The sequence below is a fragment of the Pseudomonas sp. B14(2022) genome, assembly GCF_012030485.1.
GTDB lineage: Bacteria > Pseudomonadota > Gammaproteobacteria > Pseudomonadales > Pseudomonadaceae > Aquipseudomonas.
Genome location: NZ_JAAUVM010000009.1, coordinates 137450 through 163560, shown reverse-complemented (window position 1 = coordinate 163560; position 26111 = coordinate 137450). Strand labels below are relative to the sequence as shown.

Here is a 26111-nt window from a genome sequence, read left to right as displayed (position 1 = left end):
CAAAAAAATCGGGGGCCGCAAACAAAAACGCCCGACCAAAGGCCGGGCGTTAATTTCTCGGGCAACCTTACTTATCGTCAGATTCGCCCGGAACATTAGGGATTTGATCGGCTGAACCTTCAACTTCGGCCTTCATGCGCTTGAGGCCCATGTGCCGTACGTCGGTACCGCGCACCAGGTAGATCACCAGTTCCGAGATATTGCGCGCGTGATCACCGATCCGCTCCAGGGAACGCAGCACCCAGATGATGCTCAAGACCCGCGAGATAGAGCGCGGGTCTTCCATCATGTAGGTGGCCAGCTCACGCAGGGCGGTCTTGTATTCACGGTCGATGACCTTGTCGTACTGCGCCACCGACAACGCCAGGTCGGCGTCAAAGCGCGCAAAGGCATCAAGGGCATCACGCACCATGTTGCGCACCTGGTCGCCGATGTGACGCACTTCAACATAACCGCGCGGCGCTTCACCCTCTTCGCACAGCTGGATGGCACGGCGGGCGATCTTGGTGGCTTCGTCGCCGATCCGCTCGAGGTCGATCACCGACTTGGAGATGCTGATGATCAAGCGCAGGTCGGATGCCGCCGGCTGGCGACGGGCGAGAATGCGCAGGCATTCTTCGTCGATGTTGCGTTCCATCTGGTTGATCTGGTCGTCGATCTCGCGCACTTGCTGGGCCAGGCCCGAGTCAGCCTCGATCAGCGCGGTCACGGCGTCGTTGACTTGCTTCTCCACCAGCCCGCCCATCGCCAGGAGGTGGCTGCGCACTTCCTCGAGCTCAGCGTTGAACTGCGCGGAGATGTGGTGGGTAAGGCCTTCTTTACTAATCATGTTGGCGTCCTTGGAGCGTCCGGTAAGGTGCGGAGAACCGCAGCGTCAGTGCAATCAGAACCACAGCTTCCTAGCCGTAGCGACCGGTGATGTAGTCTTCGGTCTGCTTCTTCGCCGGATTGGTGAACAGGGTGTCGGTATCGCCGAACTCCACCAGCTTGCCCATGTACATGAACGCGGTGTAGTCGGAAACCCGCGCCGCCTGTTGCATGTTGTGGGTCACGATGACGATGGTGAACTTGGACTTGAGCTCGTAGATCAGTTCTTCGACTTTCAGCGTCGAGATCGGGTCGAGTGCCGAGCACGGTTCGTCGAGCAACAGCACTTCCGGCTCCACGGCGATGGTGCGCGCGATCACCAGGCGTTGCTGCTGGCCGCCGGACAGGCCGAGTGCCGACTCGTGCAGGCGGTCCTTGACCTCGTCCCACAGCGCCGCGCCTTTAAGGGCCCACTCAACCGCTTCGTCGAGGATGCGCTTCTTGTTGATGCCCTGGATGCGCAGGCCGTAGACCACGTTTTCGTAGATGGTCTTGGGGAACGGGTTAGGCTTCTGGAACACCATGCCCACGCGGCGACGCAGCTCGGCCACGTCTTCGCCCTTGCGGTAGATATTGGTGCCGTAGAGGTTGATGGCCCCGTCCACGCGGCAACCGTCGACCAGGTCGTTCATGCGGTTGAAGGTACGCAGCAACGTGGACTTGCCGCAGCCGGACGGGCCGATGAAGGCGGTCACGCGCTGCTTGGGGATGTTCATGCTGACGTCGAACAGCGCCTGCTTGTCACCGTAGTACAGGCTCAGGCCCGGCACTTCGATGGCCACAGTTTCCTGGGCCAAGCTCAGGCTCTGTTTGTCGCGACCCAGGGCAGACATGTTGATGCCGTGGGAATGGGTGTCGTGTTGCATGGGATGCTCCCTGTGCTGTTGTGTGGGAGGGGGCTTGCCCCCGATAGCGGTGCATCAGGAACATGTGTGCTGGCTGGCACACCGCAATCGGGAGCAAGCCCCCTCCCACAAATAAGTCCGCGTTCAATTCAGATTAGCTGTCCAGCGCCTTGTACTTCTCGCGCAGGTGGTTACGAATCCACACCGCCGACAGGTTGAGCGTGGCGATCACCAGCACCAGCAGCAAGGCGGTGGCGTACACCAGCGGCCGTGCGGCCTCGACGTTAGGGCTCTGGAAACCGACGTCATAGATATGGAAGCCCAGGTGCATGATCTTCTGGTCCAGGTGCAGGTACGGGTAGTTGCCGTCCAGCGGCAGCGACGGGGCGAGTTTCACCACGCCGACCAGCATCAGCGGCGCCACTTCACCGGCGGCGCGGGCCACGGCGAGGATCATGCCGGTCATCATCGCCGGGCTGGCCATCGGCAGCACGATCTTCCACAGCGTTTCCGCCTTGGTCGCGCCCAGCGCCAGGGAGCCTTCACGCACCGTACGCGGAATCCGCGCCAGGCCTTCTTCGGTGGCCACGATCACCACCGGTACCGCCAGCAGCGCCAGGGTCAGCGAGGCCCAGAGCAGGCCCGGTGTACCGAAGGTCGGTGCCGGCAGCGCTTCGGCGAAGAACAGACGGTCGACCGAGCCACCCAATACATACACGAAGAAACCCAGGCCGAACACGCCGTAGACGATGGCCGGTACACCCGCCAGGTTGTTCACGGCGATGCGGATAATCCGCGTCAGGGTGTTCTGCTTGGCGTATTCACGCAGGTATACCGCCGCCAGCACGCCGAACGGGGTCACGATCATCGCCATGATCAGGGTCATCATCACGGTGCCGAAGATGGCCGGGAAGATCCCGCCTTCGGTGTTGGCTTCCCGCGGGTCATCGCTGAGGAATTCCCACACTTTGCTGAAGTAGAAACCGATCTTGGTCACGGTACCCATGGCGTTCGGCTGGTAGGCGTGCACCACTTTGCCGATGCCGATTTCAATTTCCTTGCCGTTGCCATCGCGAGCGGTCAAAGCGTCGCGGTTGAACTGGGCGTGCAGGTCGGCCAGGCGAGCTTCGATGTCCTGGTAGCGGGCGTTGAGCTCGGCGCGGTCGGCATCCATGTCGGCCTGGGCGGCGGCGTCGAGCTTGCCTTCCAGCTCAAGCTTGCGGCCGTGCAGGCGAATGCGTTCGAGGCCGGCGTTGATCGCGCCGATGTCGGATTTCTCCAGGGTCTTGAGCTGGGCCGCCAGCTTGTTAACGCGGTCCACGCGGGCTTGCAGCTCAGGCCATGCGGCCTCGCCTTCGGCGATGACCTTGCCATCCTGCTTGACGTTGACCAGGGTGCCGTAGAAGTTGCCCCACTCACGACGCTCGATGGTCATCAGGTTTTTCGGCGTGGTCTGGTCCTTCAACCACTCGCCGACGATCCAGGTGAAGTCGTTGCCGTTCAGGTCACGGTTGCCGACCTTGATCAGCTCGCGGGTCATGAATTCCGGGCCCGCATCGGGCACCGGCAGGCCCGCGCTTTTCAGGCGCTCGCGCGGCACTTCTTCTTTCTGCACCACTTCGCCGATGACGATATGGTTTTCCTGGCCCGGCACGTTGTAGTTGGCCTGGATCAGGTCAGCCGGCCAGAAGTGGCCCAGGCCACGCACAGCAATCACCGCCAGCAAACCAATGGTCATGATGACCGCGATGGACACCGCGCCACCGCTGATCCAGACGCCGGGAGCGCCGCTCTTGAACCATCCATTCAGGGAGTTCTGTTTCACAGACTTCTACCTTTCTTAAAGCGACGAGTATTTCTTGCGCAGACGCTGACGAATCAGCTCGGCGAGGGTGTTCATGATGAACGTGAACAGCAGCAGCACCAGCGCCGATAGGAACAGCACGCGGTAATGACTGCCGCCGACTTCCGACTCCGGCATTTCCACCGCGACGTTGGCCGCCAGGGTGCGCAGGCCTTCGAACAGGTTCATCTCCATCACCGGCGTGTTACCGGTGGCCATCAGCACGATCATGGTCTCGCCCACGGCGCGCCCCATGCCGATCATCAGCGCCGAGAAGATGCCCGGGCTGGCGGTCAGGATCACCACGCGGGTCATGGTCTGCCACGGCGTGGCGCCCAGGGCCAGGGAGCCCAGGGTCAGGCCGCGCGGTACGCTGAACACGGCGTCTTCGGCGATGGAGTAGATGTTCGGGATCACCGCAAAACCCATGGCCAGGCCGACCACCAGGGCATTGCGCTGGTCGTAGGTGATGCCGAGGTCGTGGGAGATCCACATGCGCATGTCGCCGCCGAAGAACCAGGTTTCCAGGTACGGGCTCATGTACAGCGAGAGCCAGCCCACGAACAGGATCACCGGGATCAGGATCGCGCTTTCCCAACCGTCGGGAACCCGCAGGCGGATGGATTCAGGCAGGCGGCTGAAGACAAACCCGGCCACCAGGATGCCAATCGGCAACAGCATCAGCAGGCTGAAGATCCCCGGCAGATGCCCTTCGACATACGGCGCCAGGAACAGGCCGGCGAAGAAGCCGAGGATCACCGTCGGCATCGCTTCCATCAATTCGATCACCGGCTTGACCTTGCGGCGCAGGCTCGGGGCCATGAAGTAAGCGGTGTAGATCGCCGCGGCAACGGCCAGGGGCGCCGCCAGCAGCATGGCGTAGAACGCCGCCTTCAGCGTACCGAAGGTCAATGGCGCCAGGCTCATCTTGGGTTCGAAGTCGGTGTTGGCGGCGGTCGATTGCCAGACGTACTTAGGCTCGTCGTAGTTTTCGTACCAGACCTTGCTCCACAACGCACTCCAGGACACTTCCGGGTGCGGGTTGTCCAGCAGCAGCGGCTGCAGCTTGCCGCCGGCTTCGACGATCACGCGGTTGGCGCGAGGCGATAGGCCGAACACGCCCTGGCCGTCGACCACCGGATCCACCAGCAGGGTGCGGTGGGCAGTGCTGTGGAACACGCCGAACGTGCCGGAAGCGTCGAGGGCAGTGAAGCCTTTGCGACGCTCTTCGGCGGTGATTTCCACGATGGGCGCGGTGCCCATCTGGAAGGTGCGAATCTGCTTGAAACGCTGCTCGCCATCCGGGTCACGGGCCATGAACCACTGGGCCAGGCCGCCTTTGGAGTTACCGACGATCAGCGAGATACCGCCCACCAGCTGGGTGCTGGCGGTGATTTCGGCGTTGCCGTCTTCGAGCAGTTTGTAGCGACCGTTGAGGCTCTTGTCGCGCAGGCTGAACACATCCGCCAGGGCGCGGCCGTTGATCACATACAACCACTGCTGGCGCGGATCAATGAAGATCGCCTTCACCGGTTCGGTCATTTGCGGCAGCTCGACACGCTTCTGCTCGCTGGTGACTTCACCGGTCATCATGTTTTCTTCGCGGCTCAGGGTCAGCACGTTCAAGTACGAACCGGCCGAGCCTGCCACCACCAGCGACGTATCGGTGGCATTGAGGGCGACGTGCTCCAACGGGCGACCGGCATCGTCGAGCACGATCGGCGTTTCACCGTAGGGGTATTCAATCGCAGGCGTGATGGTTTTCTTGCCGTCCGGGTACGACACCTTATAGGTGTGGCGGAACACCAGGGACTGGCCATTGGACAATCCGAGGATCACCAGCGGGCTGCCCGGCTGATCTTCACCAATGGAAGCAACGCTCACGCCCGGCGCAAGCGGCAGGTCAACACGCTTGAGTTCGGCACCGGTCGTGACATCAAAGAACAGCGCCTGGCCCTTGTCGGATACCCGCATGGCGACCTGGTTCTGCTCTTCCAGGGAGATCAACAAAGGCTTGCCGGCGTCCTGCATCCAGGCGGGCGTCAGTGCGTCTTCCTTGGTCAGCGAGGCGCCTTGGAACAAAGGCGCGACCACATAGGCGAGGAAAAAGAAAATCAGGGTGATGGCACCGAGAACGGCGAGGCCGCCAACCAGCACGTACCAACGGGTCAGACGGTCCTTGAGCGCGCGGATGCGGCGCTTGCGTTGCAGCTCAGGCGTATTGAAATCAATGCGCTTGGGGGGAGAAGTTGTCGTCATGGTGGAATTGGCCAGATCATTCATGCGCACACCCTAGCGATCCTGTATGACAGAAAGATGACAATGCAGTGACGCAGGAAATCCGCCGCGAAGCAGGGCTGGCAGCGGATTGAAAATTAGTGATGCGGGAACCGGCGTACCGGCTCCCGCAGAGGCAATCAGTTGCCTTCTTTCAGGCCCAGGTCAGCCAGTGCCTTGGCGGCAACTTTGGCTGGCAGTGGGATGTAGCCGTCTTTCACTACAACTTCCTGGCCCTGTTTGGACAGAACCAGTTTCACGAACTCGGCTTCCAGCGGGGCCAGAGGCTTGTTCGGGGCTTTGTTGACGTAAACGTAGAGGAAACGCGACAGCGGGTATTTGCCGTTCAGGGCGTTTTCTTCGCTGTCTTCGATGAAGTCAGTGCTGCCTTTCTTGGCCAGGGCCACGGTCTTCACGCTGGCGGTCTTGTAGCCGATGCCCGAGTAACCGATGCCGTTCAGCGAGGAGCTGATCGACTGCACGACCGAAGCCGAGCCGGGTTGTTCGTTCACGTTAGGCTTGTAGTCGCCTTTGCACAGGGCTTCTTCCTTGAAGTAGCCGTAGGTGCCGGATACCGAGTTACGACCGAACAGTTGCACTGGCTTGTTGGCCAGGTCGCCGGTCACACCCAGGTCGCCCCAGGTTTTCACGTCGGCTTTGGCGCCGCACAGACGCGTCGAGGAGAAGATCGCGTCGACTTGCTCCATGGTCAGGTGCTGGATCGGGTTGTCCTTGTGCACGAACACAGCCAGGGCATCCACGGCAACCGGGATAGCGGTTGGCTTGTAGCCGTACTTCTGCTCGAAGGCAGCCAGTTCGGTGTCCTTCATCTTGCGGCTCATCGGGCCCAGGTTGGAGGTGCCTTCAGTCAGCGCAGGTGGCGCGGTGGCGGAGCCGGCAGCTTGAATCTGGATGTTGACGTTCGGGTATTCCTTTTTGTAACCCTCGGCCCACAGGGTCATCAGGTTGGCCAGGGTATCGGAACCGACGCTGGACAAGTTGCCCGACACACCAGTGGTCTTGACGTACGCCGGGATTGCCGGATCAACACCTGCGGCCACCGCGTTGGCGGTCGCAACGCCAGCAGCGACAAAAGTCATTGCCGCCATCAAACGTTTCAGTTTCATGCCTTGCTCCTAGCAGATAGGGATAGTTGGATCGGGGCCAAGTATCGAGAGGCCGTGTGAACACTCTATGTCTGAAATATGACAATTGGATGAAAGGCCAGCATTGGGCGAGCATTCGCAGTCAAGAAGAAAACGGTCGGCAATACAGGCTGGAGCGGCGAGATGAACGTAATGAGTCCCTGGTTTGAAACCTCTCTGCAATTGCTGATCGGAGATTTCCCACAGCTATTTAGGGTTGTTGCTCGGAACTCGCCTTACTAACCTCCCCGCGCCGCTGCAAATTCAGCGGCCGGGACTGCAGTTAAAACCTGACCGCTTCACGGCGCACCTTAGGTTGACAAAACAAAACCAAAGAATAGTCTTGTCAACCTAAGGAGACCTCACATGATCAATGACCGAATTCGCCGCGCAAGGTTATTGCGTGGCCTGTCGCTGGAAGCACTGGCACTGCGTCTCGGCGATATAACCAAGCAAGGCCTGAGCAAATATGAAAAAGGGTTGAGTACCCCAAACTCTCAGCGCCTTCTGCAGTTGGCAAAAGCACTGGAGGTGAGCCCCGAGTATTTTTTTCGTACTCAGGCACTGCCACTCGCGCCGCTGGAGTTCCGCAAGCTTGCGAAGATGCCTAAATACCGTCAGGTCCAGGTCGAGGAACAGATTCGAGAGCATCTGGAACGCTATATCTCTCTGGAGGAGTGTTTCGATCCACAAGATATCAAGACTGCCGAAACCCCAGCCCAAATGCTCCCAGTCTCCTCCATAGAGGAAGCGGAACGAGCGGCGGATGAGCTCCGCAAGTATTGGGATATAGGTGAAGATCCTATTGCTCATCTGACTGAACAGTTGGAAGAGCACGGCATTAAAGTGGTGATGCTGGATGGGCCGGACGATTTCGATGGCGCTTGCGCAGCCACCCATGACGGCGAACATGTGTTGATCGCTTTAAATGCTCAGAGAGCAGGTGAACGTATTCGCTTCACCGCTGCTCATGAATTGGGTCACTGGGTGATGAAATTGCCTGATGATATGCCCGAGCGCGATAAAGAAAACTGCTGTCACCGCTTCGCAGGAGCGTTCCTTTATCCCTCTAAAAGCGTTACCGGAGATTTTGGGAATCACCAACGCTCCCGTGTCCACCCTAGAGAACTACTGATTGCTAAGCGCCAATATGGGCTCTCAATGCATGCAGCGCTTCGTCGATTGAAGGACCTCAAACTGTTAGGGGAAAGCGGATACAAGTCCCTGACCATTCAATTCAGTAGCAATGGCTGGCGCAAAGCAGAACCTGAGCCGTTACCTTGCAAACCACCTCAGCGCTTTGAGTCACTCGTTTTCTGGGGGTTAGCGGAAGGCCTTATCACCAAATCACGAGCGGCCGAATTGCTGCGGCGTCCTGTGAGGGCTCTAGACCCCAATTTTCTGGGCTCACTGGAGAGTGCATGAGCCTGATCTATATCAGCGACACCAACATCTGGATTGATTTCAGGAACGCTGGATTGCTGGAGCATATGTTCAGGCTGCCATTTACCCTCTGCTGCACCGATTTCGTCATGCATGAGCTTGAGGATTTCCCTCATGAAGAACTGCTCGCCCAAGGGCTGGTTGTCGAATCATTTGACGAGGGAGGCGTGCAGAAACTCTTAGGACTTAAGGTCGAACACAACAACAGTTCCTTGGCCGACGTTTCTTGCTACCTACTGGCACATACAACCGGAAGACCCTTACTCACTGGCGATGGGAAGCTACGTCGCCAGGCAATTCGAGATGGACTGCAGATACACGGCGCACTTTGGCTACTCGACCTCATGGTCGAACATCAAGTCCTCAATGCTATTGGCGCAGCAACGGCACTCGAACAGATGCTGGCAGGCGGCGCCCGCTTGCCAGCATCAGAATGTCAAATACGGATCTCTGGCTGGAAAGTTATATGAAACTCAACTCGGATATTGAATATCCATCCAGCACTTATAAAAATCACCCTGTCCATCTGGCAAAGTAGACATTTAGCCTCTACATAGCCTGCTGCTGATCTGATATTACCGCCCGCGCTTCCACAGATACCCACCCACCACCATCCCCATCACACACAGGACAGCCACGTAGTAAGCCGGGCCCATCGGGCTTTCCTTCATCAACAGCGACACCGCCAGCGGCGTCAGCCCGCCGAATACGGCGTAGGCGACGTTGTAGGAAAACGACAAGCCACTGAAGCGCACCACGGGTGGGAACGCTTTCACCATCACGTAAGGCACCACGCCAATGGTGCCGACGAACAGGCCGGTCAAGGCGTACAGCGGGAACAGCCAGTCCGGGTGGGACATGAGGCTGTGATACAGGGTCCAGGAGGTCGCCAGCAGCAGTGCGCAACCGCTCACCAGTACACGACCGGCACCGAAGCGGTCGGCCAGGGCACCGGAGGCGATGCAGCCCAGGCTCAAGGTCACGATGGCCAGGCTATTGGCTTGCAGCGCAACGGTCGGGCTGAAGTGGTAGAGGGTCTGCAGCACGGTCGGGGTCATCAGGATGACCACCACGACGCCGGCCGACAACAGCCAGGTCAGCAGCATCGACAATACGATGGCACCACGGTGGTCGCGCAGCACGGCACGCAATGGCAGCTCGGCGGCCAGGGTCTTGCGTTGCTGCATTTCGGCGAAGATCGGCGTTTCATGCAACCAGCGACGCAGGTACACCGACAGCAGGCCGAACACGCCGCCGAGCAGGAACGGAATACGCCAGGCGTAATCCGAGACCTGCTCCGGGCTATAAATAGTGTTGATTGCAGTGGCCACCAGCGAACCCAGCAGGATACCGGCGGTAAGGCCGCTGGTCAGGGTACCGCAGGCGTAGCCGATATGGCGCGGCGGTACGTGTTCGGAGACGAATACCCAAGCGCCCGGGACTTCGCCGCCAATCGCTGCGCCTTGGATGACACGCATCAGCAGCAGCAGGATCGGCGCCCACAGGCCGATCTGCGCGTAGGTCGGCAGCAGGCCCATGATCAGGGTCGGTACAGCCATCATGAAAATGCTCAGGGTGAACATTTTCTTGCGGCCCAGCAGGTCACCGAAGTGCGCCATGATGATGCCGCCCAGCGGGCGTGCCAGGTAACCGGCGGCGAAGATGCCGAAGGTCTGCATCATCCGCAGCCATTCAGGCATATCGGCGGGGAAAAACAGTTTTCCGACTACGGTGGCGAAAAACACGAAAATGATGAAATCATAAAACTCCAGCGCCCCGCCCAAGGCAGACAGCGACAGGGTTTTGTAGTCGTTGCGGGTCAGCGGGCGCGACGGTTGCGCACTGCTTGCGGGCACGGAGGACATGGCAAGGCTTCTCTTATAGTAGTCAGCTTGATAAGGACGGCACGCCCGGGACTGGCGGCGGGTCTGGCAAGATAGCAAATCGCTTGTAAAAGCACAGCGCCAGGAGAACAGTTGCGCGTAAAAGCCGCGATACAGCGCCTATTTACCGACCAAATGAGCGCCGGGAGGTCGTCGTGGCGCCAGGGTCTCGATATACTCGGCCCTTGCAGGCTCAAGACCCGCATCCTTGAGGGGCTGCTGTGCCAAAACGCCGTTGGGTGCCATCCAGCCGGTTTGGCAGAGTTTCCCTTTAGTACGCCTTACGAGAAACGTATCGAACGGAGTATGTTTGTGCTGAAACGTTTTTCCATCAGTCGGCTATCCACTTTGCAACATCTATAAAAAGCGTCACGGGTCAGAGGCACCCCCGGCATGATCGAACTCGAACAAGAAGATCCTATCCCGCAAGGCGATCTCGCCCTGCAAATCACCGCGCTCCCGCGTGAAACCAACGGTTTTGGCGATATTTTCGGCGGCTGGCTGGTCGCGCAGATGGACCTCGCCGGTACCGCCATGGCCAGCAAGGTCGCAGGCGGGCGTGTGGCCACCGTGGCCATTGATCGCATGGCGTTCCTGGTGCCGGTGGCGGTGGGCGCGCAATTGTCCTTCTATACCCAGGCCCTGGAAATCGGCCGCAGCTCGATCCAGATGATGGTCGAAGTGTGGAGCGACGACCCGCTGTCCAGCGAATGGCGCAAGGTGACCGAGGCGGTGTTTGTATTCGTCGCTATCGATGGCAGCGGCCGCACACGTTCGGTGCCTTCGCGCGCGCGTTAAACCTCGCGGGATTTTGACGGTCCATTGCCCCATTGCCCGCCATTGAGAGTGCCTGTTATGCCTACGCCCCACGTTGAGACCATAAAGATCGACGAACTGGACTGCTGGCGCATCCGCCACAACGGCGCCGAGCTGATGATTGCCCAGCAGGGCGCACATATATTCAGTTACGGGCGCGAGGGCGAGCAGCCGCTGATTTGGCCGAACCCCGAGGCGGTGTTCAAGAAAGGCAAAGGCATCCGCACCGGCGTACCGGTGTGCTGGCCATGGTTTGGCGTATTTGACCGCAACCCGCACAGCGTAAAGGCGATGCGCCAAAGTGATCAGCCTGCGGGCGCTCACGGTTTCGCGCGTACCGCGACCTGGGCATTGGCCGGGACCACGCTTGAAGGCCAAGCGCTGCGGGTGGACCTGCAACTACCGGTTCCTGCAGGCGGCTTCCCCGGCTGGCCCCATCAGGTCGACCTGACCCTGAGCCTGCTGCTGGACGATCAACTGCACATCCGCCTGACCAGCCACAACCGTGGCGACGACACTGTCACGCTCAGCCAGGCGCTGCACACCTACTTCGCCGTGAGCGACGTACGCAACGTGCAGGTCGACGGCCTGGACGGCTCGGCGTACATCGATACCGCCGATGGCTGGAGCGAGAAGACGCAAACCGGCCTGCTGCACTTCAGCGCCGAGACCGACCGCATCTACCTCGATACGCCCTCATCGCTGAACATCGTCGATAAGGACTGGCAGCGCCGCATACAGCTCACCAGCCAAGGCTCGAAATCGACCGTGATCTGGAACCCCTGGACTGAACGCGCCAAGGCCTTCGACGACATGGCCGACGATGGCTGGCAAGGCATGCTGTGCGTCGAGACGGCGAATGTGCTGGATGATGTGGTGAGCCTGGCCCCAGGTGAAAGCCACATGCTGGGCGTGAGCATTACCGGTATCGCCCTGTAAACCCGCATTGGGTTCTGCGTAAGCTTAGAGATCGGATTCCTTTACGACCCGTACTTTCCCAGCATCCAGCGCATACGCCGCATCCGCCAGGTCGTTATTCACCTTCTCCACCTTCAACGTACCGGTAACCCACAGCGGCGTGTAGATGTCATCCAGCTTCAGCCCCTTGGGATAACGCACCAGCACCAACTGGTTAGGCGGCGGTGGCGGCACGTGGATGCAGGCGCCCGGGTACGGCACCAGGAAGAACAACGTGCTGCGACCCTTGGCGTCGGTTTCCAACGGCACCGGATATCCGCCGATACGGATGTTCTTGCCGTTCATGGCGGCCACGGTCTTGGTGGAATACATCACCGCCGGCAAGCCTTTGCTCTGCTTCAGGCCACCTTTGTCGGTGAACGTGCCTTGGGCTTCGGGGGAGTTGTGGTCGATCTCGGGCATGGCCTCGAGGGCCTTCTGGTCCGACAGCGGCATCAGGTCGAGCCAGTCGGTTTCCGGCAGTTCGCCGGCGTGTGCCAGGCCAGAGCCCAGCAAGAGAAGAGTCAACAGAAAACGGCGCATGGAGAGGCTCGGCAAGTAACAAGTGCCGAGCATTCTAGCCCTCTGCGCCTGCGCAGCGCAGAGGACTTTGTCGGCTGATTACTTCTTTTTGATCAGGCCGTAGATCACCAGCAGCACAATGGCGCCGACCAGTGCGCCGATAAAGCCTGCGCCTTGACCCGCCTGGTAGATGCCCAGTGCCTGACCACCGTAGGTCGCGGCCAGGGAGCCGGCGATACCCAGCAGGATGGTCATGATCCAGCCCATGCTGTCGTCGCCGGGCTTGAGGAAACGCGCCAGCAGGCCGACGATCAAGCCGATAAAGATGGTTCCGATAATACCCATGGCATTTCCCTCTGAATGAAGTGAGCTATGCCAAAGCCTAGACAGGCTTTGGCACCCTGCAATCAGAGGACGGCGATAACCGAATGGTTCCCGCCGACCCCAGGGTTATTGCTCGGCGATCAGCGCTTCGACCTTGAGGATCTGCGCTTGCAGCGTTGCGCGGTCCTTGCAGCGCAGGTTGGCGTGGCCGACCTTGCGCCCGGCCTTGAAGGCCTTGCCGTAGTGATGCAGGTGGCAGTCTTCGATCGTGATCACGCGCTCCACCGGCGGTACCACGCCGATGAAGTTGAGCATCGCGCTCTCACCGACCTTGGCCGTGGAACCCAGCGGCAAGCCCGCGACTGCGCGCAGGTGGTTTTCGAACTGGCTGCACTCGGCGCCTTCGGTGGTCCAGTGCCCGGAGTTGTGCACACGCGGGGCGATTTCGTTGGCCTTGAGACCACCGTCGACTTCAAAGAACTCGAACGCCATCACACCGACGTAATCCAGCTGTTTGAGCACACGGCTGGAATAGTCTTCGGCCAGGGCCTGCAACGGGTGATCGGTGCTGGCCACGGACAGCTTGAGGATGCCGCTGTCGTGGGTGTTGTGCACCAACGGGTAGAAGCGGGTCTCGCCATCACGGGCACGCACGGCGATCAACGAGACTTCGCCGGTGAAGGGCACGAAGCCTTCCAGCAGGCAGGCCACGCTGCCCAGTTCGGCGAAGGTGCCGACCACATCGGCGGCGGTGCGCAGGACTTTCTGGCCCTTGCCGTCGTAACCCAGGGTGCGGGTTTTCAGCACGGCCGGCAGGCCAATACTGGCGACGGCGGCGTCCAGGTCCGCCTGGGACTGGATATCGGCGAAGGCTGGGGTCGGAATGCCCAGGTCCTTGAACATGCTCTTCTCGAACCAGCGGTCACGGGCGATGCGCAAGGCCTCGGCGCTCGGGTACACCGGTACGAACTGCGACAGGAAGGCCACGGTTTCGGCCGGCACGCTTTCAAACTCGAACGTCACCAGGTCGACTTCATCGGCCAGTTGGCGCAGGTGGTCCGGGTCGCTGTAGTCAGCGCACAGGTGTTCACCCAAGGCTGCCGCACAAGCGTCCGGCGCCGGGTCCAGGAAAGCAAAGTTCATCCCCAGCGGGGTGCCCGCCAAGGCCAGCATGCGGCCCAGTTGGCCGCCACCGATTACACCGATTTTCATCGTCAACAACCTCAGGCGATACGTGGGTCTGGATTGTCCAGCACGCTGTCTGTCTGTTCAGCACGGAATTTCTTCAGCACCGCGTGGAACTGCGGGTGCTTGGCGCCCAGGATGCTGGCGGACAGCAGGGCTGCGTTGATCGCGCCGGCCTTGCCGATCGCCAGGGTGGCCACCGGGATACCGGCCGGCATCTGCACGATGGACAACAGCGAATCGACGCCCGAGAGCATTGCCGACTGCACCGGTACGCCAAGCACTGGCAGGTGAGTCTTGGCCGCACACATGCCCGGCAGGTGCGCTGCGCCGCCGGCACCGGCGATGATCACCTCGATGCCACGGGATTCTGCTTCATCGGCATACTGGAACAGCAAATCCGGGGTGCGGTGGGCAGAGACCACTTTCACTTCATACGGAATGCCGAGTTTTTCCAGCATATCGGCGGTGTGGCTAAGGGTGGACCAATCGGACTTGGAGCCCATGATCACGCCAACCAATGCACTCATCGTCGTGCCTCTTCTCTCTGGGCGCCCGCAGGCGCGTCAAAAAACAACAAGCCACGCGGGAAATCCGGCGTGGCTTGGTGTACGAATTTTGGCCGGTTGGACCGGCCGAAGGCCGCGCAGTATACCGTAATAATCCAGATAAACAGCCCCTGGAATGACCATCTGTCCAGCGGCGCAAACCGGCGGTTTTATTGACTTAAGAGTCAGCCAAATAACCACAAAACCCTGTGGGAGGGCTCAGGTATTCTGCGCCGCCCCACCTTCCAACTTACGCCACAACAACCGCACATTCGCCTTGCGCACCAACGCGCAGCGATACAGCCGAATCTCCAGCGGCACATGCCATTGCGGCCCACCGCACACCACCAGTTCGCCTCGAGCCAGTTCGGCACGCACGCTCAACTGCGGCACCCAGGCGATGCCCAGGCCTTCGAGGGCCATGCTTTTGAGGCTGTCGGCCATCGCGGTTTCGTAAACAGTAGTGAAGCGCAGCGCGCGCTGGCGCAGCAATAGGTGCACCGAACGGCCGAGGAACGCGCCAGCGCTGTAGGCCAGCAACGGCACACTGCCCTCGCCTTCCAGATCGAACAACGGCTTGCCATCCGCATCCGCCGCGCACACCGGGAGCATTTCGGTGTTGCCCAGGTGCAGCGAAGGGAAGATTTCGGCGTCCATCTGCATGGCCGCATCCGGGTCGTAGAAGGCCAGCATCAAATCGCAACCGCCTTCGCGCAGGGCGTGCACGGCGTCACCGACGTTGGTGGCGACCAGCCGTGTGGCGATGTTCAGGCCTTCGTTGCGCAGTTGCGCGATCCAGCGCGGGAAGAAACCCAACGCCAGGGAGTGAGCAGCGGCCACTTGCATGACCTCGCCCTGCCCGCCTTCCAGGTGGTGCAAATGGCGCAGCACTTCACCGAGCTGTTCGACCACGGTGCGTGCAGTGACCAGGAACAGCTGCCCCGCCGCCGTCAGCTCAACCGGTGTGCGCGAGCGGTTGACCAGGGTCAGGCCCAGTGCGGCCTCAAGACTGCGGATACGTCGACTGAACGCCGGCTGGGTGACAAACCGCCGCTCCGCCGCCTGGGAAAAGCTGCGTGTCGCCGCCAGGGCGCTGAAGTCTTCCAGCCATTTGCTCTCAAGGTTCATCGCTGCCTCCCACGGATACGCACCATTTTGGCACACACGCCCGCCATGATAGCCGGGTCACACGTGCATTATGCCGTTTATGCATAGGCCAGTGTTTAACAGCATTGGCCCAAAATCCCCTACAGGCCTAGCATTCGCAGCGTTCCGGCCTGTTCCGGGTCCATATCGAGATGATTTCCGTCATGTCCTCCGCTGCATCATTCCGCACAGAAAAAGACCTGCTTGGCGTACTCGAAGTACCTGCCCAAGCGTATTACGGCATCCAGACCCTGCGAGCGGTGAATAACTTCCGCCTCTCGGGCGTTCCGATTTCGCATTACCCGAAATTGGTGGTCGGCCTGGCAATGGTCAAGCAAGCCGCCGCTGACGCCAACCGCGAGTTGGGCCAGCTCAGCGAAGCCAAGCACGCTGCCATCAGCGAAGCCTGTGCCCGCCTGATCCGCGGCGATTTCCACGAAGAGTTCGTGGTGGACATGATTCAAGGCGGCGCCGGCACTTCAACCAACATGAATGCCAACGAAGTCATCGCCAACATCGCGTTGGAGGCCATGGGCCACAACAAGGGCGAGTACCAATACCTGCACCCCAACAACGACGTGAACATGGCGCAGTCGACCAACGACGCCTACCCGACCGCGATCCGCCTGGGTCTGCTGTTGGGCCATGACGCGCTGCTGGCCAGCCTCGACAGCCTGATCCAGGCGTTCGCCGCCAAGGGCGTCGAGTTCAGCCACGTGCTGAAAATGGGCCGCACCCAACTGCAAGACGCCGTGCCGATGACCCTCGGCCAGGAATTCCGCGCCTTCGCCACCACCCTCGGTGAAGACTTGGCCCGCCTGAAAACCCTGGCGCCAGAGCTGCTGACCGAAGTGAACCTGGGCGGTACCGCCATCGGTACCGGCATCAACGCCGACCCGCGTTACCAGGCCCTGGCCGTACAACGCCTGGCCGTTATCAGCGGCCAGCCAGTGGTCCCGGCTGCCGACCTGATCGAAGCCACCTCCGACATGGGCGCCTTCGTGCTGTTCTCCGGCATGCTCAAGCGTACCGCCGTGAAGCTGTCGAAGATCTGCAACGACCTGCGCCTGCTGTCCAGCGGCCCACGCACCGGCATCAACGAGATCAACCTGCCGGCGCGCCAGCCAGGCAGCTCGATCATGCCCGGCAAGGTCAACCCGGTGATCCCGGAAGCCGTGAACCAGGTTGCGTTCCAAGTCATCGGTAACGACCTGGCCCTGACCATGGCGGCCGAAGGCGGCCAGCTGCAGTTGAACGTGATGGAGCCACTGATCGCCTTCAAGATCTTCGACTCGATCCGCCTGCTGCAGCGCGCCATGGACATGCTGCGCGAACACTGCATCGTCGGCATCACCGCCAACGAAGCCCGCTGCCGCGAACTGGTGGAACACTCCATCGGCCTGGTCACCGCGCTGAACCCGTACATCGGCTATGAAAACGCCACCCGCATCGCACGTATCGCCCTCGAAAGCGGCCGCGGCGTGCTGGAACTGGTGCGCGAAGAAGGCTTGCTCGACGACGCCATGCTCGACGACATCCTGCGACCCGAAAACATGATTGCCCCACGCTTGGTCCCGTTGAAGGCCTAAGTGTTTGTTGCACCGCTCACCAGGTTGAGGGACTAGACACCTCTCACCTTTTGAGGGCCTGAAGGCTCGTTCTTCAGGCCCTTTTTTTTTGCCTCAAGGTTGTGAAATGACGCCCATAAAAAATCCAATATCGCCCTGCAAACCCTCCTTGCCTGTAACAGCGTGGCTGAAACCTTTAATCAGCCCGAGCAGACGGATCACGTTCGCCTAGGTATAGTGCCGCCCCTCTTCGCGCCTGCGGCCGTCGGTAACGAGGCCCGGATACACGCGATAGCGCATGAATAACAACACCCGCAAAAGGATTGGGGTCGAACCGTCGCGCACTGCCTGGTGCTATGCGAAGGGTAGGACCGTCCTGCGTTTGCCATTAGAAAAATCAGCGAGGAACACTCCATGCTCGAAGTCATCAACGACTTCCTCTCAGGGAAAGTACTGATCGTGCTCATTGTCGGGCTCGGCGGTTATTTCACGATCCGCTCGCGTTTCGTTCAATTGCGTCACTTTTTCCACATGTTTTCGGTGTTTCGCGACAGCCTGAAAAACAGCTCCGACCAACTCAGCTCGTTCCAGGCGCTGATGCTCAGCCTGGCCGGCCGCGTCGGTGCCGGTAACATCGCGGGTGTCGGCATTGCCGTGACCCTGGGTGGCCCGGGTGCCGTGTTCTGGATGTGGGTCACCGCGCTGGTGGGCATGTCTTCGAGCTTTATCGAGTGCTCCCTCGGCCAGTTGTACAAACGCACTGACGCGGAAGGCACCTACCGTGGCGGCCCGGCCTATTACATCCAGCACGGTTTGCAGAAGCGCTGGCTGGGTATGGTCATGGCGTTCCTGCTGCTGGTGACCTTCGGCTTTGCCTTCAACGGCCTGCAAGCCCATGCCGTGACCCACTCGCTGAACAATGCTTTCGGCCTCGACACCACCTACACCGGCCTGGCCCTGGCGGCATTGCTGGGCCTGGTATTCATCGGCGGGATCAAGCGCATCGCTTCGATCGCCGACCTGCTGGTGCCGGTCAAGACCCTGATCTACATCGCCGTGACCCTCTATGTGATCGTGCTGCAATTCGACCACGTACCGGCCATGCTCGCGACCATCGTCAAAAGCGCCTTCGGCCTGGACCAAGCCTTCGGTGGCCTGGTGGGCAGCGCGATCATCATGGGTGTGAAACGCGGCGTGTTCGCCAACGAAGCCGGTCTGGGCAGTGCGCCTAACGTAGCGGCCGTCGCTTCGGTAGAACACCCGATCGCCCAAGGCGTGGTCCAGGCGTTCAGCGTGTTCCTCGACACCTTCGTGATCTGCACCTGCACCGCGTTGCTGATCCTGCTCTCCGGCTTCTACACCCCAGGCTTTGAAGGCGACGGCATTGCCCTGACCCAGAACTCCCTGGCTGCCGTAGTGGGTGACTGGGGCCGCATGTTTATCTCGGTGGCCCTGGCGTTGTTCGTGTTCACCTCGATCATGTACAACTACTACCTGGGCGAGAGCAACCTGCGCTTCCTGGTGGGCAACAACCGCAAGGTGCTGATGGGCTATCGCGCGCTGGTGCTGGTGCTGATTTTCTGGGGTTCGATCGAGAACCTGAGCACCGTGTTCGCCTTCGCCGACATCACCATGACCATGCTGGCGTTCGTCAACCTGTTCGCCCTGGCGTTCCTGTTCAAGATTGCCATGCGCATCCTGAACGACTACGACAACCAGCGCGCGGCAGGCATCAAGACCCCGGTGTTCGACTCCAGCCAGTTCCCTGACCTGGACCTGGACCGCAAGGCCTGGCCGGCCAATCCGGTAAAACCGCAAGCGGCCCCAGCGGCTGAACTGAACGCTCAAGTGCAACGCTGAGCGTAGACAGATGACACGCCGCCTGGCCTTGGGCATGCTCTGGGCCCGGCGGCGTTTTTCGTTCAGGAGATTCTTTGATGCAACCAGCTAACAACATCATGGTGCTCTACACCGGTGGCACCATTGGCATGCAGGCCAGCGCCAATGGCCTGGCCCCCGCCTCCGGTTTTGAAGCGCGCATGCGCGAACAGCTCGCCAACGTCTCAGTACCCGCCTGGCGCTTCCGGGAAATGTCCCCGTTGATCGACAGCGCCAACATGACCCCCGCCTATTGGCAGCGCCTGCGCAGCGCCGTGGTCGAGGCCGTTGACGAGGGTTGCGACGCGGTGCTGATCCTGCACGGCACCGACACCCTGGCCTACAGCGCGGCAGCCATGAGCTTCCAATTGCTGGGCTTGCCGGCACCGGTGGTGTTCACTGGCTCGATGTTGCCGGCCGGCGTACCCGACAGCGATGCCTGGGAAAACGTCAGCGGTGCCCTGCTGGCGTTGGGCGAAGGCCTGGCACCCGGCGTGCACCTGTTCTTCCACGGCGCGCTGATGGCACCGACCCGCTGCGCGAAGATCCGCAGCTTTGGTCGTCATCCGTTTGCCGCGTTGCAGCGCAACGGCGGTGTGGCCAAGGCCGAAGCGCTTCCCGCCGCCCTGGATTACCGCCAGTCCAAGGCCCTGGCCAATGTCGGCGTGTTGCCGCTGGTCCCGGGCATCGGCGCAGCGCAACTGGATGCACTGGTCGACAGCGGCATCCAGGCGCTGGTGCTGGAATGCTTCGGCAGTGGCACCGGGCCCAGCGACAACCCTGCGTTTCTCGCCAGCCTCAAGCGAGCAGAAGAAAACGGCATCGTGGTCGTGGCAATCACCCAATGCCATGAAGGTGGCGTGGAGCTGGATGTGTACGAAGCCGGCAGCCGCTTGCGCAGCGTGGGCGTGCTGTCCGGTGGCGGCATGACCCGGGAAGCCGCGTTCGGCAAGCTCAATGCCTTGATCGGTGCGGGCCTGCCCAACGCCGAGATTCGCCGCCTGGTCGAACTGGACCTGTGTGAAGAGCTGCGTTGAGATTCGATACATAGTCACTCTCGCCAGCGACCTGTCGGTGCCTAGCATGGAAAACCCGAGCCTCTGCCTCGGGTTGTTTCCATCAACCGGCACGACAGGAACCCCTCATGACCTCTGCAACCCCCACCGCCCAGAAACAGCTCAAGAACAATGACCCGACACTGGAGCTGATTGCTCAATTCTACGCAGGGCCTTCCTTCAGAGAGGCCGCCACCGAATTATTGCGTCAGGCGCTGAATGAGCAATACGCAACCCTGAACATCGACCCGGGCAGCACCTTGATGGGCGTGCCGACCTGGCACCTCCTCGACGACCAGATCGTTGCCGGGCCGCCCGAGTATCACGCACTCAGTGACCTGCTGGTCCGCCAGGCGGTACTGGCGATACCGACGCTGTGCATCGAGGGAGAGCACTTTCTCACACGGTACCCGCTCACCGATCCGCCTGTGCATTTGCCCGTGCGCACGACCGATGTTGCGAAAATCCTCAACACCAGAGCCCCGGTCATGCTCTGCGCTTTCCAGGAGCACCTGGTCAAATTCTGGAACGATAGCAACGCCAAAGGCCCGCGCTGGCAGGAACTGTCCAACACCCTGCGTAATGGCTGGAACGTCCAGGAAGTTGAAGCATGGGACGAAACCGACTGCGCCCTGGCACGCCGACTGTTTCACCTGCCCGAACGCGCCACTCGACAAATCGATGATCCCTATGCGAGCAAAGCCTGCATGATCGAAATCGAACAGACGGACGGCACGCAGAGCAAGGGATTCAAAGCGTTGCAGATCGCGTTACTGTCGGGCCGGCATCAGGAACGCACGATCATCCTCAGCTACTCACTGCTCAAGGGCTACGAGAAATTCGACTCTCTGGAGCAATTGGGCAAATCGCTGCCGGACCATCTCGGACCACAGGCAAACCGCCCTTCACTCAACTGGCGCTTGTTCGAGCCCGAAGGCAATTTTTTTGATCATCTGGCCTGCGCCTACATCGCTCAGCAAGTTGACGCTGTCGGCGCCATGAGTTTTTCAGAACTGCGCGAAGACAGTCCGAGCAAGGTCAACAACGCTTTGAATTCAACCCCGGGACCGGACACTGCGCCCGCACAAAAAGGGCCCGGGCTTGAATGGTATCGCGACGCCTTGCCCGATTGGCTGAGCAGCGCCTCGACCAGTGACCTCAACCGCTACGCACGTCTGCTCAAGGACCTGGCGGCGCTTAACAGCGCGCATGCCGGCGCGTCCTACCTGGAAGACATCCCCGGCATCGAGAAGTACGCCCTTGACCAAATCAAGGATCAGATTCTCCTGGACCACCCAACCGCCGGGCACCTGTCTTTTGAAAAAATCCTCGTGCGCGTCAAGAGCCTGGAAACCTGGGGTTCCTTCATTGTTCCGGGCGTCTACAACACAACCACCTTCACACTCGTGGAGCTGGCCCTGCAGAACCTGATTGCGCTGCCCCTGGGCAACAAAACGATTGAGCTTGATAACGCAGTGGCACTGCCCGAATGGATGACCGTCGACTACGTGGAGAACGTTATTCAGCAGGTCAATATCGGCAAGACCTACCCCGAGCTGATCAACACTAAATTGCTGGACCTGCGCCAGGAGTCCGCGCGCCGCAAAGCGCTGTACACCCAACACATGCGCATCCAACTGCCGCTGATGGCGCTGCAGAGCAAGCTTCGTCAGCAGGACGGGATTAATGAACTGGGATACCGCTACATCGCCGCGCTGATGGAACTCGACACCCATGAGCACAACGTGGATGGCCAGGCTATTGTCATGCGCCAATTGGCCTTTGCCCCTAAACGGCGCAGTGCAGGGACCTACGACGAGGTGGCCAACATGTATGTCATCGGCCCGTCCGATCCTGCCGCCGGTCCCTGCCTGCTCTACCGCCCATTGTTCAACCCGCCGCTGGTTCAATACGCCTCGCCTGCCAACCTGATCTACGCCGTGACGCAGTCGCCCGAATTGCGCAACTCGGTACTGGCCTGGCTGCCCGACGCTGTGCGCGAAGACTACGCCAACTACGTATTCCCAGGGGACCTGCCCTCTCCCTGGGCCGTTGCGGACTATCTGGTGGAGCCTGACAAACTGTGGACCCTGAGCGGCCCGATGGTGCTGGGCAACGCCGTGCTGAACGATGACCTGCTCGCCACGCTGTTCACTGCCAACGCCCAGGCATTAGTGACCCTGGCCGATCGCCAGTCGGTCTCCAACGCCGAAAGCCGCTGGGCAACGCTCAAGCAGGCTGGCTGGAACCTGCTCAATGCAGTGCTGCCCTTCCTCAGCCCGACCCTGGGCACCGCCTTGTGGATCTGGCAGGTTCTCGATCAACTGCAACAGTTCGTCGATGCCGAACAGCAACAGGACAAACCCGCGCAATGGGCTGCCATCACCGACGTCCTGCTCAATCTGGGCCTGGCGATCACCCTGCATATCGCCACACGGCATCAGCACACCGGCAAAGCGCTCGCCGCCCAGCGTGAGCCAGAACCGCCGGCTGAAAAAACCGTCGCTAAGGCGATCGTCGTCAAGCAGTTGGCCGACAACGCATCATCCAACCTGCCTGCCGACACTATTTCCCCGCTGAACATCAGTGGCGCGGTCAACCGCCGCACCGAACAACTACGCGCCCTGCTGGAGAGCTTCAAGGTCGAAAAACCCGCGACGCTGAGTAGCCCCATCACCAAGGCAGGTACTCACCAACACCTCTACCGTTCAGGCCAGAAATACTACGTACCCGTCGGCCAACGCTGGTTCGAGGTATCAGCGCAACCGGACGAGCCAGTGTTCATCATTGATCCAACTAAATCAGAACGTATCGGCCCGGCCCTGATCCACAATGCTCTAGGCCAATGGTTTATCGACAGTCGCCTGCGCCTGCGTGGCGGTGGCCCCAAACGCGCGATCAGACGCGCCAGCCTGCAGGCCACGGAAACTGCCAAGCAGTTGCGCGAAAAACTGCAAGCGTTTGAGAACTCAAAAAAAACGTTGTCACTGGACCTGCAACGAGCCCGCACGGAAATGACCGAAGCGCTCGAGACCTCGGCCGACGAGCAACGCCAGCACTATCTGCAAAAACTCGCCACCCAGCATTCGGACTATGAAACCGCCCTGCAACAACTCAAGCAACTGCACGTGTTTGATCCCATCCCAGACTATCAGCCCAGGGCCATCGCCTATTTGAATGCACAACTGGAATTATCCGAAGTGGGTATCAAGGAGGTCCAAAGCACATTCACTCCAGCCTTTCGCAAGGTACTGGAGCAGATCGAACGCCAGGCCCGCGCCCCTCAGGAACGGCATATCGAAGATGCGCGACAACTCACCAGGTTGAATCAGGACATGATCGAGCGCCTGGATTACGTGCACTCACGCTTTGAACAACTACGCCAACTGTCCTCCGAGGGCTTGCACCAGATCCAGCTGCGGAAAAAGCGAATGCCTTCCTACAGCAGTGATGACCTCAAGGCCTTGCAGGTGACCATGTCGCGCAACCTGTGCCTGGATGAAGCCTCTGTTGATAGCGCGCCTGAGGCCTGGGCCGCATTGGACAAGATCGTCGATACCGCTGACATTGCGGTCCAGGCCCTGCGCGATACCTTGTTTGAGCGCAGCGAAGCACGTCTGGATGAACGTATTGAAGCGCTGGGCAGCCTGATCGAACAATTCGCGGTCATCAATGAACGTCTGGAGGACCTGCCACAAGACTTCGCCGACGCCGTCGTTCCCGAACAGCTGGAATCCCTACGTCAGAAAATGCGCGCCTACTCCCAGGATGCGCAGCAGCAACTGACGCTGTTGCATGTCGACCGCGACGCCCTCAGGAGCCGACCCACACCGCCACCCACACCGCCCAGGGCGCAGAAAAAATTCATCAATACCCGCTACAACGGCGTATTGATCGGCGAGCCGCGAATGACCTCCGTCGGGCTTGAGACCGATCTGGTGGATATCAAGTCGCCCATCACTCAACAAATCATCGCGACCTACCACAAAAAAGATCAGGGGTTGTGGGTCCAGCGCGTTACCACGCCACCGCCATCGCATCCTGCGACACCGCAGATCCAGACAGTCCTTGATAAGGCCCAGGTCTTTCTCGACGGCCTGACGGCGTTCAAGGAGCGTGCCGACGAGCAGGCGAAAAAGACGGCGCGTACCGCCATCGGTATCGAGTACCTGTATCACCAGCACGCCCTGGTGCTGGAAGAAACCGGCCAGGCCATAGAACAAGCCTTGTCACGACCGCAACTCGGCACTCAACAGCAGCGCTCTGCGGCCATCCTCAGCCGAAAACTCAAGGAGGCCGCGGCCGAACTCTACCAAGACGCCGCCCAGCACATACGGCGCATGATCAAGGAACGGCCACCCACTATTGCCGGCGTGGAATGGCTCCAGCAGCGCCGCGAAATCACCCTGAAGAAAACCAAGAGTCGACAGCGGCTCAAGAGCGCCAGACCGAACTACCTGGATGAGTACACCATCACGGACCGTGTTACCCATGACGTACTCTGGTATGCCCACTTTCACTATTCGACGTCCTGGACGCAATCCAAGGCGTTCATCAAGGCCCGCTTGAAAACACCCGCTCAGCGCAACCAGGGCCTGACTACCGATACCCCCAACGGCTTGGACTCGCAGGAACTGATTGACTACTACCGTAGCGAAATCAACTTGGAACAGGCACGCCGACTATTCTTCGGCCTCTGATCAACGGGTGCCTGCGGCATGGGAATTGCTCCCTCCAAGCAATTTTTGCAGGGATCCGCCCTATGCTGCACTCACACCTGACCACCTTGAACGCTGTTTCGCTGGTGCTCGAGACGTTCAACACCGAAGGCATAAGCCATGAGGTGCTGCTGGCCGGCAGCGGCATCGAGGTTGTAGACCTGCACCAACCCGATACACGGATCACCACGCGCCAGGAGATGCAGGTCTGCGCAAATGCAGTAGCCCTGCGCCAGGACCTCGGCCTGGAACTGGGGCAACGCATGCACGTGTCGGCCTACGGCATACTGGGCTATGCGCTGCTGACCAGTGCCACCTTCGGTGACGCTTTGCGCTTGGCACTGCGCTATCCGGCACTGCTGGGAACACTTTTCGAGTTGAACCTTGAGGAAGATGGCCAGCGGGTCTGGTTCAACGCCTGCGATTATCGGGAGGATCCGGCGCTGGCGGCATTCAATATCGAGTTGTGCCTGGCGTCGCTCAAGGTGATCTGCGACGACTTGCTCGGCCATCCGTTGCCGTTGCTGGGGGCTCGTTTCGATTACCCGGCGCCCGCCTACAGCGCTCGCTATGGCGAACGCTTCGCCTGCCCGTTGCAGTTCCAGGCGGGTAGCAATGCTTTTGCCTTCGACCGTCAGTGGCTCGATCAGCCGTTGCCCCTGGCCGATGCAATCACCCATCGCGCCATGGCTGAGCGCTGCCGCAAGCAAAACACCGAGTTCACTGGGCGCCAGGCATGGTTGGGCCGCGTACGTCACCTGCTTGCCACGCAACTGCATGCCGCACCGGGGCTGGACAGGCTCGCCGAGCAGTTGAAGTGCTCGCCACGCACCTTGCGCCGCCACCTGCATGATCTGGGCAGCAGTTATCAGGAACTGCTCGATGAGCTGCGCTTCGAGCAGGCCAAGCAGTGGCTGGCCGACGATGCGATGCCGATCCACTGCATTGCCGAGCAACTGGGTTTCAGTGAAACCGCGAGTTTCCGGCATGCCTTCGTGCGCTGGAGCGGCGTCGCGCCGAGTCAGTTCCGGCCATAAGCCCCGGCGGGCGAATAACGGACAGTGCCGTTGGCCATATTTATCCCGTTTTGG

Annotated in this window: 20 protein-coding genes; 9 read left to right on the top strand and 11 right to left on the bottom strand. The window is 60.4% G+C overall.

Annotated elements, in window-relative coordinates:
- Positions 1 to 67: 67 nt before the first annotated feature.
- The 5 genes from phoU to HCF10_RS15720 form a co-directional block, all read right to left on the bottom strand.
- Positions 68 to 829, bottom strand: coding sequence for a phosphate signaling complex protein PhoU (phoU, locus tag HCF10_RS15740; RefSeq protein ID WP_032884456.1), 762 nt, complete (start codon positions 827 to 829; stop codon positions 68 to 70).
- 70 nt (positions 830 to 899) lie between these two features.
- A complete protein-coding gene (gene pstB, locus HCF10_RS15735; RefSeq protein WP_027608247.1) occupies positions 900 to 1733 on the bottom strand; it encodes a phosphate ABC transporter ATP-binding protein PstB in 834 nt (277 codons plus the stop codon).
- Positions 1734 to 1866: 133 nt separating this feature from the next.
- Complete coding sequence (gene pstA, locus HCF10_RS15730; protein WP_131697683.1) at positions 1867 to 3537, bottom strand: phosphate ABC transporter permease PstA; 1671 nt, start codon at positions 3535 to 3537, stop codon at positions 1867 to 1869.
- Positions 3538 to 3552: 15 nt separating this feature from the next.
- A complete protein-coding gene (locus HCF10_RS15725) occupies positions 3553 to 5586 on the bottom strand; it encodes an ABC transporter permease subunit (RefSeq protein WP_178116729.1) in 2034 nt (677 codons plus the stop codon).
- 386 nt (positions 5587 to 5972) lie between these two features.
- Positions 5973 to 6959 (bottom strand): phosphate ABC transporter substrate-binding protein PstS, encoded by a 987-nt coding sequence (locus tag HCF10_RS15720; RefSeq protein ID WP_017135798.1) that lies wholly within the window; start codon positions 6957 to 6959, stop codon positions 5973 to 5975.
- A gap of 384 nt (positions 6960 to 7343) precedes the next feature.
- Between HCF10_RS15720 and HCF10_RS15715 the strand changes: the two genes are divergently transcribed.
- The gene (locus HCF10_RS15715) at positions 7344 to 8402 is read left to right on the top strand and encodes a helix-turn-helix domain-containing protein (protein WP_131697685.1); all 1059 of its coding nucleotides are present in this window, start codon (positions 7344 to 7346) and stop codon (positions 8400 to 8402) included.
- Complete coding sequence (locus tag HCF10_RS15710; RefSeq protein WP_167655910.1) at positions 8399 to 8890, top strand: PIN domain-containing protein; 492 nt, start codon at positions 8399 to 8401, stop codon at positions 8888 to 8890. The genes HCF10_RS15715 and HCF10_RS15710 overlap by 4 nt, the downstream gene beginning before the upstream one ends.
- Positions 8891 to 8995: 105 nt before the next feature.
- On the opposite strand, the gene HCF10_RS15705 is transcribed toward HCF10_RS15710, so the two are convergent.
- Positions 8996 to 10285 (bottom strand): MFS transporter, encoded by a 1290-nt coding sequence (locus HCF10_RS15705; RefSeq protein WP_131697687.1) that lies wholly within the window; start codon positions 10283 to 10285, stop codon positions 8996 to 8998.
- A 411-nt stretch (positions 10286 to 10696) separates the two neighbouring features.
- On the opposite strand from HCF10_RS15705, the gene HCF10_RS15700 reads away from it, so the two are divergent.
- Positions 10697 to 11101, top strand: coding sequence for an acyl-CoA thioesterase (locus HCF10_RS15700; RefSeq protein WP_003176975.1), 405 nt, complete (start codon positions 10697 to 10699; stop codon positions 11099 to 11101).
- A 57-nt stretch (positions 11102 to 11158) separates the two neighbouring features.
- Positions 11159 to 12058 (top strand): D-hexose-6-phosphate mutarotase, encoded by a 900-nt coding sequence (locus tag HCF10_RS15695; protein ID WP_167655909.1) that lies wholly within the window; start codon positions 11159 to 11161, stop codon positions 12056 to 12058.
- A gap of 24 nt (positions 12059 to 12082) precedes the next feature.
- Here HCF10_RS15695 and HCF10_RS15690 read toward each other — a convergent pair whose 3' ends face one another.
- From HCF10_RS15690 to HCF10_RS15670, 5 genes are all read right to left on the bottom strand, one after another.
- Positions 12083 to 12619 (bottom strand): DUF3299 domain-containing protein, encoded by a 537-nt coding sequence (locus HCF10_RS15690; RefSeq protein ID WP_041161056.1) that lies wholly within the window; start codon positions 12617 to 12619, stop codon positions 12083 to 12085.
- A 78-nt stretch (positions 12620 to 12697) separates the two neighbouring features.
- On the bottom strand, positions 12698 to 12943 hold the full coding sequence (locus HCF10_RS15685; RefSeq protein WP_005792540.1) for a GlsB/YeaQ/YmgE family stress response membrane protein: 246 nt from the start codon (positions 12941 to 12943) through the stop codon (positions 12698 to 12700).
- A gap of 105 nt (positions 12944 to 13048) precedes the next feature.
- Positions 13049 to 14134 (bottom strand): 5-(carboxyamino)imidazole ribonucleotide synthase, encoded by a 1086-nt coding sequence (locus HCF10_RS15680; protein ID WP_131697689.1) that lies wholly within the window; start codon positions 14132 to 14134, stop codon positions 13049 to 13051.
- 11 nt (positions 14135 to 14145) lie between these two features.
- Complete coding sequence (gene purE / locus HCF10_RS15675; RefSeq protein WP_003176980.1) at positions 14146 to 14637, bottom strand: 5-(carboxyamino)imidazole ribonucleotide mutase; 492 nt, start codon at positions 14635 to 14637, stop codon at positions 14146 to 14148.
- Positions 14638 to 14874: 237 nt separating this feature from the next.
- Entirely contained in the window at positions 14875 to 15783 is a 909-nt protein-coding gene (locus HCF10_RS15670) for a LysR substrate-binding domain-containing protein (protein ID WP_010566930.1), read from the bottom strand.
- Between the two features lie 182 nt (positions 15784 to 15965).
- Between HCF10_RS15670 and aspA the strand changes: the two genes are divergently transcribed.
- The 5 genes from aspA (at position 15966) to HCF10_RS15645 (ending at position 26057) form a co-directional block, all read left to right on the top strand.
- The gene (gene aspA / locus HCF10_RS15665) at positions 15966 to 17390 is read left to right on the top strand and encodes an aspartate ammonia-lyase (protein ID WP_025854459.1); all 1425 of its coding nucleotides are present in this window, start codon (positions 15966 to 15968) and stop codon (positions 17388 to 17390) included.
- A gap of 393 nt (positions 17391 to 17783) precedes the next feature.
- Positions 17784 to 19229 carry an alanine/glycine:cation symporter family protein gene (locus HCF10_RS15660; protein ID WP_131697690.1) on the top strand — a complete coding sequence of 482 codons (1446 nt, stop codon included), beginning with the start codon at positions 17784 to 17786 and terminating at the stop codon, positions 19227 to 19229.
- 77 nt (positions 19230 to 19306) lie between these two features.
- Entirely contained in the window at positions 19307 to 20284 is a 978-nt protein-coding gene (locus tag HCF10_RS15655) for an asparaginase (protein ID WP_167655908.1), read from the top strand.
- Positions 20285 to 20391: 107 nt separating this feature from the next.
- The gene (locus tag HCF10_RS15650; RefSeq protein WP_167655907.1) at positions 20392 to 25002 is read left to right on the top strand and encodes a hypothetical protein; all 4611 of its coding nucleotides are present in this window, start codon (positions 20392 to 20394) and stop codon (positions 25000 to 25002) included.
- 62 nt (positions 25003 to 25064) lie between these two features.
- Entirely contained in the window at positions 25065 to 26057 is a 993-nt protein-coding gene (locus HCF10_RS15645) for an AraC family transcriptional regulator (protein ID WP_145337388.1), read from the top strand.
- The last annotated feature ends 54 nt before the right edge of the window (positions 26058 to 26111 follow it).